The sequence below is a fragment of the Mucilaginibacter sp. UYP27 genome, assembly GCF_040547175.1.
GTDB lineage: Bacteria > Bacteroidota > Bacteroidia > Sphingobacteriales > Sphingobacteriaceae > Mucilaginibacter.
The window spans coordinates 19,459-34,600 of the sequence record NZ_JBEPPE010000005.1; the positions used below are offsets into that span (position 1 = coordinate 19,459).

A 15,142-nucleotide genomic window follows, 5' to 3' on the forward strand; every position below is an offset into this window, starting at 1 on the left:
AGTTGTGGTTAATCTGTGGCTTTAGCCAAGGATTTAACTTTCATAACGGTCTTGGTTGATACCGAGGCAACTTTGGCTACCTCTCTTACTGTCAAGCCTTTTTTTAACCCTTTGATTATAGCCAGAGAGGCTGGCTTCTCTAAAAATTTCTTATCATTTTCGGTAGTACCAATAGGCCTGCCTAATTTACCACCGTTCTGTACATAAACTAAACGCCCTATGCTGGTACGCTCACGTATATTTTCAAGTTCCATGGCATATAAACTTGACATTACAGAACTAATCATATTCCAAATTGGATTGCGTTCACCGTTAGGACGTGACTGTAAACCCAAGTTTCGGACTACCACATTAATTTTCTTCTCGTCCAAATCCAATAAGGTATTAATCACATCGCCAGTGTTACGCCCGATGCGGCTAAATTCTTCAATTACTATTTCTGTGACCTTCCCATTCGCAACTAATTTCAGCAACTCCCCTCCTTTAGGTCTATCTTTAAAAGCAACGGTGCCTGATACCTTATCCAATAAAGTCAAGTCATAATAATCTAAATCGTTAGTGAACCGCCTTCCTGAACCTGATTGAAGATTGTGGCTTATCCTGTTGTACTTAACTCTCATTTTGTAGTATAATTTATTTGACATTAAATATACTACAAAACATCGATATATCCAAATTTAAGAGCGGTTAACTTATTGAAAATGTGTGCTACTTTTAAGCATAACTAATTTTACTACGTTCGCTACAATAGATTCCAAGCAAAAAATAAAAAGCAAAAAAAAATCCCCAGATGTGCTGAGGATTTTTTTGTTCTATAAGAATCTAAATTTCTGAAATAAATTCTTCGGTTTGCTTTTCGTTATTATATAAAAAATAACCTACTAACTCCCCCTCACAATTACGTGAACTATTGCCAACAAAAGGAGACGGAGGTCTTCCGGTAACCCTAGCTGCAACATTGGAGTTTTCATTCCTCTCCCAGTTATGTTCTGGTTGCTCAGGAATACCTTTAAAAAGCAACCGCTCAAACTTGCGTGTTATTTTTGAAGTAGTCATTTATCTGTTTCTAAAGGGGTTGCAAATATAATGTTTAAATGTTGATAATTAAAATTTATTTCAAATCCGCTTTTGACAAATGTTTTGCTGCTTTTTCACATATCTTCAATAAAAATTCTGAAATATCTTGGTTCTTTGTTATTGATATTGGAATGATATTATTCTGTGAAAATCTAAGTTCAATAGCCGATGTTAATTCTTTTTTTAATATCCAAATACCTAACGGTCTAATGTGGGCGCATTTTTCACCACAAGTCGAAAAGAGTGGTTCTAAAGCTCTATCTGCCAAGGTAGAGACTGACATTCCTAAAAATAAACATACACCGCTGTCTAATATGTGTCTTGTCAATTCAAACCAAGGGTCACCTTGTGTACCAAGTCGCTTATTAGCTGAATTAATCCCTAAGATTATAAAATCGCTACTTATCAATCCAGAATCGGGTCTAGGGACAAACCCATGAGGGTGATAAATTCTAACATCTTCCGAACCCTCAAGTGCGGGAAGTTTATAAATGGTTTTAACAACAAATCCAAATAAAGATAAAAACCATTCTAGCATACTGTCATAATTTAAAGTTACAACTCTAGTTACGTGCCCACGTTTGCTACCCATTAATAAAGCAGATATCGCTACTAACAAATGGTTTTGAAAAACTTCAGTCATTGTTAACTGTGAAACATTTGTATACAAATGCCTTTCAAGCAGCTCAATTAATTTTTCATTGTTGATTTTAGCTATTACCTCTTCAGCAGCAACTTGCAATTCATCGGCATTGAGTTCGCCATTTAATACTGGTAAACTTACTTCTGCCCGTAATGAATTTACCAATGTTAGCCAATTAGGTAATCCGAAATCCATTGAAGTACCTGAGCCTAAAAATAATACTAAATTCCCCTGATTTAAATATTCAGCTAAAAAATTTATTGCATTTGGGTGGTGCTTTAATTCATCGAAATCATTCATCTTTAAGTCTTATTATCGGATTAGTTAAGGTTGTTTTTATACATTGATATTCTGTAAGTGCTTTAAAAAAAGATGGTATTGTGAAAATATTATTGCCACTACCATGTATATATAATTTGTAATTACCAAAAAGGTCTAAATGAATATTTGATTTTGTCTTAGGTATATCTGTAGTTTCTTCTAAAATTTCGTTCTTCAAAGAACATTTTTCTAAACTGCATTCATCACGTTGAATTAAATTATAAAAAAACGTCTTATATACAGTGGAATCCAGTGGTCTATCCCCATCCAAATTAACGGATGAAATATTTGTATCACCATTCAAGGATAATTCTACTCCCGAAAAATGTGAAGAAAAATTGTTAAGCATTAAAGCGCTGTCATTATTTTCCTTTATCAATTTTGTCAAATCCGGCTTGATAAAATTTGCATGCTGCAAAAGTTTATTCCTAATCAAATTTTCTAAAATATCTTTTGCAAGGAATTTAAATGGAAATCCTAAAATTAAAATATTTAGGGGTTTTAGTTCTATGGTAAACAAATCATAATTAAAAGGTGCTAAACCATCGTTCTTTACAGAATAATCTTTAGTGCCGCCGTAATAAGGAGTGTCAGTTATAATTCTAACATGTTCAATGACAAAGTCTTTAGTTTGGTGAATCGTATGATTTTTACTTCGTTGATAATTTCCAAAATTCTTATAATAATCTACCGTGGAGTATTGTTCTGTGATATTTAACGCTACTAAATGAAAATATCTTTGTGCAGAAATCAGGTTGAAATAATTTTTCTTTTCCATTTATTTCTTAATTATTTGAATTTAATGCCATAAATTGTATTGCCGTTTCTCGCTCAATATCAGAAAAGTGGTTATCGTCATTTAATTGCTTTATCATCCTGTCTAGTAAAAATGATATTGGTGATTTAATCACTTCGTCATTAAAACCATCTGGTAATTCATACTTAAACGCCTCTTCGAAATTATCTTCATCCTTATCATTACTTTCCCATTTAACAAAATCATCATTAATAATAGCACTTCGTACAGTAGGGGATATGAAAATATTGGTTATCATGTCGACTATCAGTACTGAGTTTTTAAACGCATTGAAATAACTATTCATCAACTTGTCATTATCGTTAAGGATGTTAATTACTTCTAAGATAATTGGATGTTTTAGCTTGTTATCTTTGTACTTAATCAATAGTTCTTTTAACCTAGACACTGAGAGATTAAATCTTTCATAAGAGCTACCGCCGGTATTTTTCGACGCAATAGTTAAGAGACTTCTTAAAATATATTGTCGCAAATCCCCAGTGACATAAGGCACCGCAACCCATGAACACCAAATCAAAGGTATGTATGCGGACAATCGACTCGCATAAAAATAGTGTAAATCAAGTACATGAACGAAGATTTCGTTAATGTTCCTGTTTTCTTGTTCAAATAAATTCCATAACATAGGTTCGTTAGGTACAGTAAAGTCATACTTTCCTGATTCAGAGAAGCCTTTTGAGGTAATTGACCCATGATTCTGGGTTAAACAACAGTAGGTAAATAATATTGACCGAATAGAATCAATTAAGTGTGAATCTTTTTCTTTTTTTGTTATTTTCTTTTTGAAATTTGAATAAAAAACTCTTCGTTGCTCCTCCGAAGTCATTTTATCGTCACCATAGAAAATTGAGGTTATGATGGTTCTAACATGTCCATGTAACATTTCATGGGTTACGGTCATTAAACTCCATTCTAAAGTTGCACCACTAGTAATTGATTGGATAGCTGCAGCAATCGAATATTCCGTTTCTCTAAAACCCAAACGACCATTAAAATAAGGGAGTTTATAGTATGAATTGTGGGATTTAATATCTTTTGTTAAATTACTAATTGAAGATTCCTGCCAATCTGACGATAAATATACTGGCAAATTATCAATTCCTTTTAAAGGCGATGCAACCGCCATTATATCAGTTATAATCTCATTGAAACCAATTTTAGAAAAACTATCCTCAATAAATCTCGCTATATTATTAAGTGCTAAAATCGCACTTCCAATACCGAGAAGGCTACTGCGGCGAACTAAACTTCTTCGCTCAAGTATTGGTATAGCACCCGAAAAAGCTTGAGTCGATACATATGAAAGCGCAGAATTTATTTGTATAATTCTATCCAAAGATTGATTTTTTAGTATTGTATTGAGTTTCTCACCTTTCAAATCTTCTGTAGTAAATTCGTTTAATGACTCTGGCATTTCGCCAGAAAAATCAGTTAAGTAAACTAATTCAAGAATAAAAGCATTTACTTCATCGACCAAGCGTTTGAATTTTGGCAGCTCCAAAGGCATATGATGATGTAATTTTATCAAAAGAAACCGTATACTTATATTAAATTCATCCACTAATGCTCTTTCAGTTAACGGCAGCACATCGTAGTTTGCGATTACAACAGGGGTATCATCTAAGCTTTCTTTTTTAAGTATATTATATTGAGTACTAACGATTTTAAAGTCATTAATTTCCCATTCTTCATTAGCATATTCCTGTAATTCTATAACTTTTTTAAACTTGTTTAATATATTATCGTCATCAGAAATTAGTATAACAGAGGATAATCCAATGCTAAAAAAGACGCATTTCTTCACCTCTTCATCAGCAACAGAGATAATCCTCCCCAACGCACGAAACGCATTAGAATAATTAAAGAAATAAATTTTATTTTTTGATAAATCCGGAATATCTTCAGTTTCTAATAAAGGAAAAATAGGGCTAACCCTAAAAGATATATCGAAATCTTCGACGGGCGCCGAAGTCTCGTTAGATATGGAAACCCTTACTTTATTAAGTTCTTTTGAATAGTGAGTATTGAAACCCTCTTCATAAACAATTTTTAACCACATAAACAAAAATAGGTAATCGAAATAAAGGAAAAGGTTTAGTAATATAGCTTTCGATTCGTTCCGAATATATGATAAAAATTGTGGCTTTTGTAAAATGAGCTCTGAAAGTTTTAAACAAACCACTGGTTTGCAAAGTAATGCAATACCTCTATAAGCGTGCTTCATTATGTGCGTCACTTAACGAAAGGACTTTAATAATTTTTTCTTACCGTTAATAAAGCTCTTTTATCTGCTTGATTGTATAAAGCCGCAGTTTCAAGTTCTTTTAACTGAATTATGATTTTTGAGAGTTTCCTGAACCTCTGCATAATGAGTCAGTTGCTCAACATATTTTTTCTTAAATTTCATTTATGATTGTAAAGTATCAGTTACTTAGTCTGGTTATTAGTACGCCATTGAACCAGTCTAACAGTGCGCCGGTCAATGCGCCATAAAGTGCGCATATTAACTACACTAATTTTAAAGATACACTTTGATTTAAAACGAAAAATGCCTATCTTTAAGATAAGCATTTGAACTCGTTTAGAATGAAAACCCTCTATGTTTAGCTTAAAGAGGGTCACAAAACCATTCAGCTTTGCTGAAAGGTTTCTGTGATCCCAATAGGATTCGAACCTATGACCTACAGATTAGAAATCTGTTGCTCTATCCAGCTGAGCTATGGGACCATCGCGTTTTTTTCGCGGTGCAAATATGCTAAAAATGGTTGGGAAAGGCAATAGCTAAATTCAATTTAGCACCTTATGGTTTGCGGCTGTTTAGAAAGGCCTTTAACATTATTTCGAGGTTCGGGGCGGTCATTATCATCAAAATTAATATTGCGCGGGCTTATAAAGGCTTAACTTTTGCAAAATCGACATCCTTTCTGCGGTCGAACGCCGTCGCCCAGTCGGGGAAAATGCGCCTTTTGATGCTAACCCCCTCTGCAATTTTTAGCACATAGCTATATCGTTTATCTATTTCTATTCTCCTGTAACCTTGTGCAAGGGGTCTTCTAATCCTTCTAAATTGCATAAAGGCACCATCGCAGTACAGCAGCAGGCCGGTTGTACCAACGCGTGTGTTATTATCCTGCCTTCCTTTAACAAATCTTATAACTCTTTGGCTGTAAATGGCTTTAGGGCAGCGCTTATTAAACAATGTAACACATAACAATGGCATTTAGGTACAAAAACTGTAACCAAACCTATTTACTCCACGCCAAAAATCAAATGGTCGCAACGCATTGTTTTATGTAAGACGGGTAAGCAGCACTATACCTGTTTCCCTTATTATATATATTTATCGTCACAAAAAACACCACCCATTATTTTTTGTTAAAATATTACATATAATTGCATTCAATTATAAACCGGCGTTGTGCAATTAGCACAGTGCTTTATATGTAAAACTGACAAGTATTTTTTTATGATTTAACTTATTAATAAGGCCTTTTGCCCGAATTTATTTTTTGGTAAAAAAGTTAAGTATTGTGCACATATACATCGATTTAACTTAGGCTTTACAACCATTTTACTTTTTAAAGTTAGGAAGTGTTTTTTTTACAATAAGTTAATCATACTTTTATCCCAATTTTTTTTCTAAAACTTATTTTATGATCATAATTGCTGACGGTGGCTCCACCAAAACAAACTGGTGTTTGGTTACCGAAGAAGGTAAAAAGGTGTATTTCAACACCGAGGGTTACAACCCATATTTTTCGGGCACTGAGTACATCATTCAATCGTTGAACGAGAGCCTGCCAACCGATCTTGAGAAAGACAACATTACAGAGGTGAATTATTACGGCGCAGGCTGTTCTACCCCCGAGATGCGAAAGATCGTAGAGGATGCCATGTCGGCAGTTTTCACAAAATCTAAAATCAACATTGGCCACGACCTACTTGCTGCTGCCCGCGCTTTACTTGGCAACAACGAGGGTTTTGCCGCTATTTTAGGCACAGGTACAAACACCTGCCTTTACGATGGTAAAGAAGTTATTAATAACATCGACTCCGGTGCTTACATCCTTGGCGATGAAGGCAGCGGTTGCCATATTGGTAAAAAACTATTGGTTGATTACCTGCGTGGTTACATGCCGGAAGCTGTTCGTAAAAACTTTTGGGAAACCTTTAAACTTACGCCAGATGATATCAACGAGATTGTTTACACACAACCACGTGCAAACCGTTTCTGCGCAAGTTTCAGCAAGTTTGTTTATGACAACATTGTAAATATCGAATACTCACGCAACCTGGTTCGTACATCTTTCGAAGATTTCTTTAAAAACCTGGTTGTGCACTACCCTGATTATCAAAAATACACTTTCAACTGTATAGGATCTGTTGGTTATAATTTCCGCAATGTATTGGAAGAGGTTTGTACCGAAAACGGAATGACGGTTGGTAACATCATCCGCTCGCCTATAGATAACCTGGTTAAATACCACTTAGAATTGGCGCCAAGCCAGTTATAGGCAGTTTGGAGTTTGCAGTTTGCACGCTTAAAAAAACAAAAAGAAAGCCGGTAATTAACTTACCGGCTTTCTTTTTACTGCAAACTGCCAACCGGCAAACTGCACACTATTTATCCAAATTCAGATCGTTCTGGAAGATCTTGGTATATTTCCTCCTGTCGAATTTGTAGAGTTTGGCGGCACGGTAAGATACGCCTTTTTGCTTTTCGTCCAGTTCTTTCAAAAATCCATAGCTAAGCATTTTCTTGCGGAAGTTACGCTTGTCCAGCTTTTTGTTAAGCACTGCTTCGTAAAGCGATTGTAGTTGAGTTAGGGTAAACTTTTCCGGCAATAACTCAAACGCGATAGGTTGATAATTTAGCCTGCGGCGAATCTTATTAAAACCAGTTTCAAAGATCTCGCTGTGGTCAAAAGCCAGCTTAGGCAATTCGTTTACCGGGTGCCAAAACGCGGTTTTAGCATATTGGGTAACCGGTTTTACTTCTTTTTGCCCGTTAATACGGATAAGCGCGTAGTAAGCAACGGTAATTACGCGGCCTTGCGGGTGGCGGTTAACTTCGCCAAAGGTATGAAACTGCTGCATGTGCAGGTCGCGCAGGCCGGTTAGTTCGTATAAAATACGCTCGGCGGCGTCGTCAATACTCTCATCTTGCTCAACAATATATCCGGGCAGCGCAAGCCAATCCTTAAAAGGCTCTTCGTTACGTTCTATAAGTAATATCTTCAGCTCACCGGCTTCAAAACCAAATATGACACAGTCTATAGAAAAAACTGAGTTAAATGTAGGTAACTTTACTTCCAAGGGAAATGTATTTAATTATAATTGTGCTTAAATATATTGCTTAATTTTTAATGTAAAAATAAATAAATAAATTTAATGGTGTAAATTTGACACACTATATTCGCACCTACAAATTTACCTAAGTAAATAATGCAAAAAATTTCTAAAATAGCAGTTCTTACTTCGGGCGGCGATGCACCAGGCATGAACCCCTGTATAAGAGCTGTTGTGCGTACCGCTATATACAATGGCCTGCAGGTTGCAGGTATCCGCCAGGGTTACCAGGGCCTTATCGACAATAACATGTACGATATGAACACCCGCTCGGTAAGTAATATCTTAAATCTTGGTGGCACTATACTTAAAACAGCACGTTGCTTACCCTTTCGTACCGATGAAGGTATGGAACTGGCTTATCAGAATGCTAAAGCTAACGGCATCGATGGCATAGTTGTTATTGGTGGCGACGGCACTTTTACCGGTGCATTGCGTTTCTCTAAAAAATACCCGGACATTGCCGTTATTGGCGTACCCGGCACTATAGATAATGACCTTTACGGTTCTACTTACACCTTAGGTTTTGATACCGCTACTAATACGGTGATAGAAGCTATCGACAAAATTCGTGATACTGCCGACGCACACGACCGCCTGTTCTTCATCGAAGTGATGGGCCGCGATTCTGGAGCTATTGCCCTGCGCGCCGGAATTTCATGCGGAGCAGAGGCTATTTTATTACCCGAGCGCGATACAGCTATAGAGAACCTGATAGAGAACTTAAAGGCCGGCCAGTATAACAAAAAATCATCGAGTATTGTAATTGTGGCCGAGGGAGATAAGAGCGGTGGCGCTTATGACCTTGCCGAGGTTGTTAGAAAACAAATCAAGTTTTACGATATAAAAGTTACTATATTAGGCCACTTGCAACGGGGGGGTAGCCCGTCGGCATTTGACCGCATACTGGGCAGCCGTTTAGGCTTTGCCGCTGTTAACGCTATGATAAATGGCGAAACACAAAAAATGGTTGGCCTTGAAGCCAATCACATAAAATTAACAAGCCTTGAAGAGGCCTTAACCCAGCATCAGTTTAAGTTAGAAGACGACCTGATGCAGATGGCAGATATATTATCAATTTAATGATTGCAGTTGTTTATAGTGGATCTAACAATGCCGGCTGGCGATTAGCCTACAAGGGAAGGACGGTTGCCTCGTTCAATACCAATGCCATTAATCCCTATTTTAACGACGAAAAGTACATCGTACAACTCTTCAACAAAAACATAAACCTTATACACCACGCCGAAGAAATAAAACGGATTTATTTTTTTGGTGCAGGCGCCTCGTCCGACGAGTTGAAGCAGGTGGTGCACAACGCGTTCGCGGCATTTTTTAAGTTTGCCAAAATTACCGTTGGGCACGATATTGAGGCCGCGGCCATAGCCTGCTGCCGCAACGCGCCGGGCATTGTAAGCATCTGCGCAAGCGGAAGCAACGCCGCCTGGTACGATGGCAAAAAGGTAAAACCAAACAATTACGGTTTAGGCTATATACTGGCCGACGAGGGATCCGGAAACTGGCTGGGCAGGCAGCTCATAAAAAGTTTTATGAACGAGACCCTGCCGGCAAACATCCGCAAAAAGTTTGTGCAGAAGTACGATGCCGACCGTAAAACCCTACTGGAAAAAGTATATCGCCAAAAACAGCCGGCATTGTTCCTGAGCTCGTTCAGCGATTTTTTCATGGAGAACAAACAAGACCCTTACATAAAAACCGTTATAACTACAGGCTTTAGCAAACTGATACAAACTTACCTGGTACCTCTGAATAAACAGCACCCGGGAGCTTCAGTACATTTTGCAGGATCGGTAGCAGCCAACTTTCAGGAATACCTGTATGAGGCTGCCGAGGGTACCGGGATAACGGTAACGGATATAATAAAAGAACCCATAAACCATTTATTGACGTATTATTCTAATAAAAATTAAAAATCATGAAAATAGGAATCAACGGCTTTGGCCGTATCGGTCGCTTAGCTTTTAGGGCCGCAATTGAAAGACCAGATGTTGAAGTTGTAGGTATCAACGATTTAGTTGAGCCAGATTACATGGCTTACATGTTGAAGTATGACTCAACCCACGGCCAGTTCAAAGGCACTATCGCTGTAGAAGGCGGCCATTTGGTAGTAAACGGTAAAACCATCCGTGTAACTGCCGAAAAAGACCCTGCAAACCTTAAATGGAATGAAGTAGGTGCAGAAGTTATTATCGAATCTACCGGTTTATTCTTAACCATAGATACTGCACAAAAACATATTGATGCCGGCGCTAAAAAAGTGGTTATGAGCGCACCCGCAAAAGATGACACGCCTACTTTTGTAATGGGTGTTAATCATAAATTATTGAAAGCAGATCAAACTATCGTTTCGAACGCATCATGTACTACCAACTGTTTAGCGCCTATCGCTAAAGTATTGGATGATAAATTTGGTATCGAAGAAGGTTTGATGACTACCGTACACGCGGTTACAGCTACTCAAAAAACAGTAGATGGCCCGTCTGCAAAAGACTGGAGAGGTGGCCGTGGTGCTTACCAAAACATTATCCCTTCATCAACAGGTGCTGCTAAAGCGGTTGGTTTAGTGTTGCCTCAATTAAAAGGCAAATTAACAGGTATGTCATTCCGTGTTCCGGTTGCTGACGTTTCTGTAGTTGACTTAGTTGTACGTTTAAAAACTTCTGCTACTTACGAGGATATTAAAAATGCAATGAAAGAAGCCTCAGAAGGCGAGCTTAAAGGCATCCTTGGTTACACCGAAGATGAAGTTGTATCTGAAGACTTTAAAGGTGATGCACGCACATCAATTTTTGATGCAAAAGCGGGTATCGCGCTTAACGATAAATTTGTTAAGGTTGTATCATGGTACGATAACGAGTGGGGTTACTCAAACAAACTGATTGACCTTGTTCAGGAAATTGGTAAACTGTAAGTTTAGCCAACCCTAATATTAAAGAGCCCTCCCAACGTTTGTTGTGAGGGCTCTTTTGTTTATAATATTCGTGTACCTTATGGGTGACTATTTGCGGCTTCATCTACATTCATTACCTTTAAGCAAATCTTTTTTATGAAAAAACTATTTACGTTGTGTTTAATATCAACGCTTTTTAGCGTAAGCCAATATGCAATGGCCCAGCACAAAGCTTTTGTAGACGTACCCGGCCTGGACCCCGCTATTAAGCCGGGCGACAATTTTTTTAGATACGTAAACGGGCGCTGGTACGATACCGTAAAGATAGATAATGACCAGGCAGGTGTGGGCTCCTACTCCTTTCTGAACATTCCGCAAAAGCGCTTATTGCAAAACATCTTGGATAGCGCCTCAAAAGCTAAGAACACATCAGGCAGCATAGAACAAAAGGTGGGAGATTTTTACGCTTCGGGTATGGATATGGCAACTATTAACCGCAGGGGCTACGAGCCCGTCAAATCCATACTGGCGCGTATCGATGCTATAAACAGCATACCGGCACTTCTTAAATTTGTAGCTGTGGAGATGGCTTTGGGCAACCGGTCGGTGATCAGCTTCGGCATATCTCCCGATAATAAAAACAGCTCGGTAAATATTGCCCACGTTTACCAGGGCGGTACCGGTTTACCTGAAAAGGGTTATTATTTAAAAACCGATTCGGCAACGCTTCAGGTTCAAAAAGCCTATAAAACTTATCTTCAAACTTTGTTTCAATTAACGGGAAGTGCCCGTGCCTTAGCGATCAAAAATTCAAGTATCGTTTACGGCATTGAAAAACAATTGGCTTTGAGCAGTAAAACCAATGTTGAACTAAGGGAAGTAAATGCGAATTTCAATAAAGTAGCTATTACTGCTATAACGAAAACCCAGCCTAATATAGGCTGGCCGATTTTACTGGCGAAGTTAGGGGCAAAAACAGATTCTATGGATATGGCCCAACCTGCTTATTATAATAAGCTGAATGCAATGCTGAGATCTGTAAGCATTGCCAACTGGAAAGCTTACTTGAAGGCCGCCACACTTCAAAACTATGCCGACAAGCTTAGCCAGCCTTTTGTTAACGCGTCATTTGCATTCAATAAAGTTTTGTCCGGAGAGGATACACAAAAACCCCGCAGACAGATCATGACAGCCAACGTAGATAACTTTTTAGGGCAGGCTTTAGGGCAACTGTATGTAAAGCGCTATTTTAATGAAGATGCAAAAAAGCGCGTGCTCGCATTGGTTAATAATTTGCAAAAAGCCTTCGAAAACAGGATCAACCAGTTAGACTGGATGAGTGATAGTACAAAGAAAAAGGCCATAGAGAAGTTGTATACTTTTACGAAGAAGATAGGTTACCCGGATAAGTGGCGCAACTATGATAAGGTACAGATTAGCAGGACAAAATTCTTTGAGAATATCCTATCGCTTAACAAAAACGATTACCAGTTTGAGCTGGCAAAACTGAATAAGCCGGTTGATAAAACAGAATGGGGAACAACGCCATCAACAGTAACGGCTTATTATAACCCACCTGTAAACGAAATTGTATTCCCGGCGGGCATCCTTCAATATCCTTATTTTGATTTCCTGGCAGACGATGCCATCAATTATGGCGGGATTGGTATGGTGATCGGCCATGAGATGACACATGCATTTGACGACCAGGGCGCCCAATTTGATAAAGATGGCAACGTAAAAAACTGGTGGACTAAAGAAGATTTCCGAAAGTTTAAAGAAAAAACAACCCAGCTTTCTAACTTGTACAGCTCGTTCACTGTATTAGACACGGTACACATCAAAGGGCCGTTAACATTGGGTGAAAACACGGCAGATAACGGCGGGGTAGCTATCGCGTACGATGCGTTTAAAATGACAGAGCAAGGTAAAAGCGGTGATAAGATAGATGGCTTTACGCCGGATCAGCGTTTCTTTTTGTCGATAGCCAGGATCTGGCGGGTTAAAACAAGGGATGCCTTTTTGCGCACCTACGTAAACACCAACCCCCACTCACCGGCCACGTGGCGCGTAAACGGCCCGTTGATGAATTTTGCCCCTTTTTATAAGGCATTTGATATTAAGCCCGGCGATAAAAACTATAAAGCCGAAAATGAGCGGGTAAGGATCTGGTAATTTGAAGATCACAAGCCGTGCTTCCAACCCCTCAAAACAAATGGTTTTGAGGGGTTTATTTTTTCAACACTAACCGAGTTCAAACATTCTCGCCGATTTTTTGCTTATAACCTTACCTATGAAAGATATTGTAAACCGCTTCAAAATAACCAACACTAAAAAATTTCAGCTAAAAGATTTTGATACTGATGATACGGCTGGTTACGACAAGGACGAAGCCGAAGAGTTATTAACCGAGCTTATTAAAGAGACAGCTAAATTGCAAAATGAATTATATGCAGCCAACAGCCATTCCCTGCTGGTGATTTTCCAGGCGATGGATGCTGCGGGTAAAGATAGCGCGATAGCACACACCATGTCGGGCTTAAATCCCCAGGGTTGTCAGGTGTACAGCTTTAAGCAACCAACCACGGAGGATTACGAACATAATTTTTTATGGCGGCATTATAAGGCGCTGCCAGAGCGTGGTAGAATCGGCATCCATAACCGCTCGCATTACGAAAATGTATTGGTTACCAAAGTTCATCCCGAATTTATCCTGAAAGAGAACATCCCGGGTGTTGCAGATGTGAAAAGTATTGACAAAAAATTTTGGGAACGACGGTATGATAGCATCCGCGATTTTGAAAAGCATGTAAGCACCAACGGAACCGTGATTATTAAATTTTTCCTACACCTGTCTAAAGGCGAACAAAAAGAACGGTTTTTGGCACGTATAGAAGATCCTGAAAAGAATTGGAAATTCTCATCTGGCGATATCAAGGAGCGCCAATTATGGGATGATTACATGAAGGCCTATGAAACCGCTATTAAAGAAACCAGCACTAACGATAGCCCATGGTACGTTTTACCTGCCGATAAAAAATGGTTTACCAGGATAGCCATATCTAAAATAATATTGCAAACACTTAAGGACCTTAAGCTGCAATACCCCGTTTTGCCAGAAGAAGAGATAGCAAGGTTGGATGAAACGAAGAGATTGTTAGAGGAAGAATAGTAAAACACCGTCATTGCGAAGCACGAAGCAACTTCTTTGATATACAGAGCGGCTCGGTCAGTAGGGGATTGCTTCGTGCCCCGCAATAACGGTTACGGTTAATTTACCTTACCACGGCGTAACACCATAATCACTAAAGTAGCCACCGGTTGGGCCATCTTTATCTATCATGGCGTACTGCACAATTGGCGCGGCACCTTCCGCCACTGTTTTATAGCCCTGGTTGTTGTTAAAATCTGTTGCGGTGTAACCCGGATTAACAGCGTTTACCCTAAAGTTTTTCAACTCATAAGCTAAAGCAATGGTATAACCATTTAACGCGCTCTTAGACGGGCCATAAGCAGCTGTTTTCACATCATAATGCTTCCATGTTTTATCGGTATGCAGGCCAAGCGAGCCAAGGTCTGACGTTACATTCACTATCCTTGGGTTTGGCGCGCTTTGCATCATCGGAACAAAAATCCTGGACACACGGGCAACACCAAAAACGTTCACTTCAAATACTTCCCTGAAAATATCGGTAGCGGTATTTGTAGCAGGTTGCGGGAAACTGCCGGGGATGCCTGCATTATTGATCAGCACATCCAGATGATCGATCTTTTTAGACAAGCTATCAAATGCCTGCTTTACAGATTCTTCGCTTATCACATCAATCCGAACAAACTCAACATCGTTTAAACCTTCGCTGTGCAGTAGCGACACAGCTTCGTCGCCCCGTTGTTTATCGCGGCAGCCCAAAAAAACATGGTAACCTGCGGTTGCCAGTTGGCGGGCGGTTTCCAGGCCAATACCTTTATTGGCGCCGGTTATTAATACTGTCTGTTTTTTCATATCACAAATGTACGGCGGTGG

14 protein-coding genes and 1 tRNA gene are annotated in these 15,142 nt (G+C 38.9%); 6 read left to right on the plus strand and 9 right to left on the minus strand.

Annotated elements, in window-relative coordinates; all coding sequences use genetic code 11:
• Nucleotides 1-8 precede the first annotated feature (8 nt).
• The 7 genes from ABIB39_RS16050 to ABIB39_RS16080 form a co-directional block, all read right to left on the minus strand.
• A complete protein-coding gene (locus tag ABIB39_RS16050) occupies nt 9-620 on the minus strand; it encodes a recombinase family protein (protein ID WP_354431182.1) in 612 nt (203 codons plus the stop codon).
• Between the two features lie 202 nt (nt 621-822).
• A complete protein-coding gene (locus ABIB39_RS16055; protein ID WP_354431183.1) occupies nt 823-1,056 on the minus strand; it encodes a hypothetical protein in 234 nt (77 codons plus the stop codon).
• A 55-nt stretch (nt 1,057-1,111) separates the two neighbouring features.
• Nucleotides 1,112-2,020 carry an SIR2 family protein gene (locus ABIB39_RS16060; RefSeq protein WP_354431184.1) on the minus strand — a complete coding sequence of 303 codons (909 nt, stop codon included), beginning with the start codon at nt 2,018-2,020 and terminating at the stop codon, nt 1,112-1,114.
• The gene (locus tag ABIB39_RS16065) at nt 2,013-2,819 is read right to left on the minus strand and encodes a hypothetical protein (RefSeq protein ID WP_354431185.1); all 807 of its coding nucleotides are present in this window, start codon (nt 2,817-2,819) and stop codon (nt 2,013-2,015) included. The genes ABIB39_RS16060 and ABIB39_RS16065 overlap by 8 nt, the downstream gene beginning before the upstream one ends.
• A gap of 7 nt (nt 2,820-2,826) precedes the next feature.
• Nucleotides 2,827-5,082, minus strand: coding sequence for a hypothetical protein (locus tag ABIB39_RS16070; protein WP_354431186.1), 2,256 nt, complete (start codon nt 5,080-5,082; stop codon nt 2,827-2,829).
• Nucleotides 5,083-5,511: 429 nt separating this feature from the next.
• Nucleotides 5,512-5,585 (minus strand) — tRNA-Arg (locus ABIB39_RS16075).
• A gap of 160 nt (nt 5,586-5,745) precedes the next feature.
• Entirely contained in the window at nt 5,746-6,078 is a 333-nt protein-coding gene (locus ABIB39_RS16080) for a BLUF domain-containing protein (protein ID WP_354431187.1), read from the minus strand.
• 433 nt (nt 6,079-6,511) lie between these two features.
• Here ABIB39_RS16080 and ABIB39_RS16085 point away from each other — a divergent pair, with 433 nt between their 5' ends.
• Nucleotides 6,512-7,372 carry an N-acetylglucosamine kinase gene (locus ABIB39_RS16085; RefSeq protein ID WP_354431188.1) on the plus strand — a complete coding sequence of 287 codons (861 nt, stop codon included), beginning with the start codon at nt 6,512-6,514 and terminating at the stop codon, nt 7,370-7,372.
• 106 nt (nt 7,373-7,478) lie between these two features.
• Here the strand turns inward: ABIB39_RS16085 and ABIB39_RS16090 are convergent, their stop codons facing one another.
• Nucleotides 7,479-8,174: an NUDIX hydrolase gene (locus tag ABIB39_RS16090; RefSeq protein ID WP_322231570.1), complete on the minus strand. Its 696-nt coding sequence runs from the start codon at nt 8,172-8,174 to the stop codon at nt 7,479-7,481.
• 129 nt (nt 8,175-8,303) lie between these two features.
• Between ABIB39_RS16090 and pfkA the strand changes: the two genes are divergently transcribed.
• The 5 genes from pfkA to ABIB39_RS16115 all read left to right on the plus strand — a co-directional run bounded on the left by pfkA (nt 8,304) and on the right by ABIB39_RS16115 (nt 14,290).
• Entirely contained in the window at nt 8,304-9,290 is a 987-nt protein-coding gene (pfkA, locus tag ABIB39_RS16095) for a 6-phosphofructokinase (RefSeq protein WP_354431189.1), read from the plus strand.
• Nucleotides 9,290-10,138, plus strand: coding sequence for a hypothetical protein (locus ABIB39_RS16100; RefSeq protein WP_354431190.1), 849 nt, complete (start codon nt 9,290-9,292; stop codon nt 10,136-10,138). Before pfkA ends, ABIB39_RS16100 begins: the two co-directional genes overlap by 1 nt.
• Nucleotides 10,139-10,143: 5 nt before the next feature.
• Nucleotides 10,144-11,139, plus strand: a complete 996-nt coding sequence (gap, locus tag ABIB39_RS16105) for a type I glyceraldehyde-3-phosphate dehydrogenase (protein WP_354431191.1) — start codon at nt 10,144-10,146, stop codon at nt 11,137-11,139.
• 135 nt (nt 11,140-11,274) lie between these two features.
• Nucleotides 11,275-13,293, plus strand: a complete 2,019-nt coding sequence (locus tag ABIB39_RS16110; protein WP_354431192.1) for a M13 family metallopeptidase — start codon at nt 11,275-11,277, stop codon at nt 13,291-13,293.
• Nucleotides 13,294-13,411: 118 nt separating this feature from the next.
• On the plus strand, nt 13,412-14,290 hold the full coding sequence (locus tag ABIB39_RS16115) for a polyphosphate kinase 2 family protein (protein ID WP_354431193.1): 879 nt from the start codon (nt 13,412-13,414) through the stop codon (nt 14,288-14,290).
• 108 nt (nt 14,291-14,398) lie between these two features.
• Here the strand turns inward: ABIB39_RS16115 and ABIB39_RS16120 are convergent, their stop codons facing one another.
• Nucleotides 14,399-15,121: an SDR family oxidoreductase gene (locus ABIB39_RS16120; protein WP_354431194.1), complete on the minus strand. Its 723-nt coding sequence runs from the start codon at nt 15,119-15,121 to the stop codon at nt 14,399-14,401.
• Between the last annotated feature and the right edge of the window lie 21 nt (nt 15,122-15,142).

Excerpts from the sequence above, each read along its gene's own strand:
- ABIB39_RS16050 (WP_354431182.1), bottom strand. The coding sequence starts at position 620 with ATGAGAGTTAAGTACAACAGGATAAGCCACAATCTTCAATCAGGTTCA.
- ABIB39_RS16080 (WP_354431187.1), bottom strand. The coding sequence starts at position 6,078 with ATGCCATTGTTATGTGTTACATTGTTTAATAAGCGCTGCCCTAAAGCC.
- ABIB39_RS16115 (WP_354431193.1), top strand. The coding sequence starts at position 13,412 with ATGAAAGATATTGTAAACCGCTTCAAAATAACCAACACTAAAAAATTT.
- ABIB39_RS16120 (WP_354431194.1), bottom strand. The coding sequence starts at position 15,121 with ATGAAAAAACAGACAGTATTAATAACCGGCGCCAATAAAGGTATTGGC.
- pfkA (WP_354431189.1), top strand. The coding sequence starts at position 8,304 with ATGCAAAAAATTTCTAAAATAGCAGTTCTTACTTCGGGCGGCGATGCA.
- ABIB39_RS16060 (WP_354431184.1), bottom strand. The coding sequence starts at position 2,020 with ATGAATGATTTCGATGAATTAAAGCACCACCCAAATGCAATAAATTTT.
- ABIB39_RS16085 (WP_354431188.1), top strand. The coding sequence starts at position 6,512 with ATGATCATAATTGCTGACGGTGGCTCCACCAAAACAAACTGGTGTTTG.
- ABIB39_RS16055 (WP_354431183.1), bottom strand. The coding sequence starts at position 1,056 with ATGACTACTTCAAAAATAACACGCAAGTTTGAGCGGTTGCTTTTTAAA.
- gap (WP_354431191.1), top strand. The coding sequence starts at position 10,144 with ATGAAAATAGGAATCAACGGCTTTGGCCGTATCGGTCGCTTAGCTTTT.
- ABIB39_RS16100 (WP_354431190.1), top strand. The coding sequence starts at position 9,290 with ATGATTGCAGTTGTTTATAGTGGATCTAACAATGCCGGCTGGCGATTA.
- ABIB39_RS16110 (WP_354431192.1), top strand. The coding sequence starts at position 11,275 with ATGAAAAAACTATTTACGTTGTGTTTAATATCAACGCTTTTTAGCGTA.
- ABIB39_RS16070 (WP_354431186.1), bottom strand. The coding sequence starts at position 5,082 with ATGAAGCACGCTTATAGAGGTATTGCATTACTTTGCAAACCAGTGGTT.
- ABIB39_RS16065 (WP_354431185.1), bottom strand. The coding sequence starts at position 2,819 with ATGGAAAAGAAAAATTATTTCAACCTGATTTCTGCACAAAGATATTTT.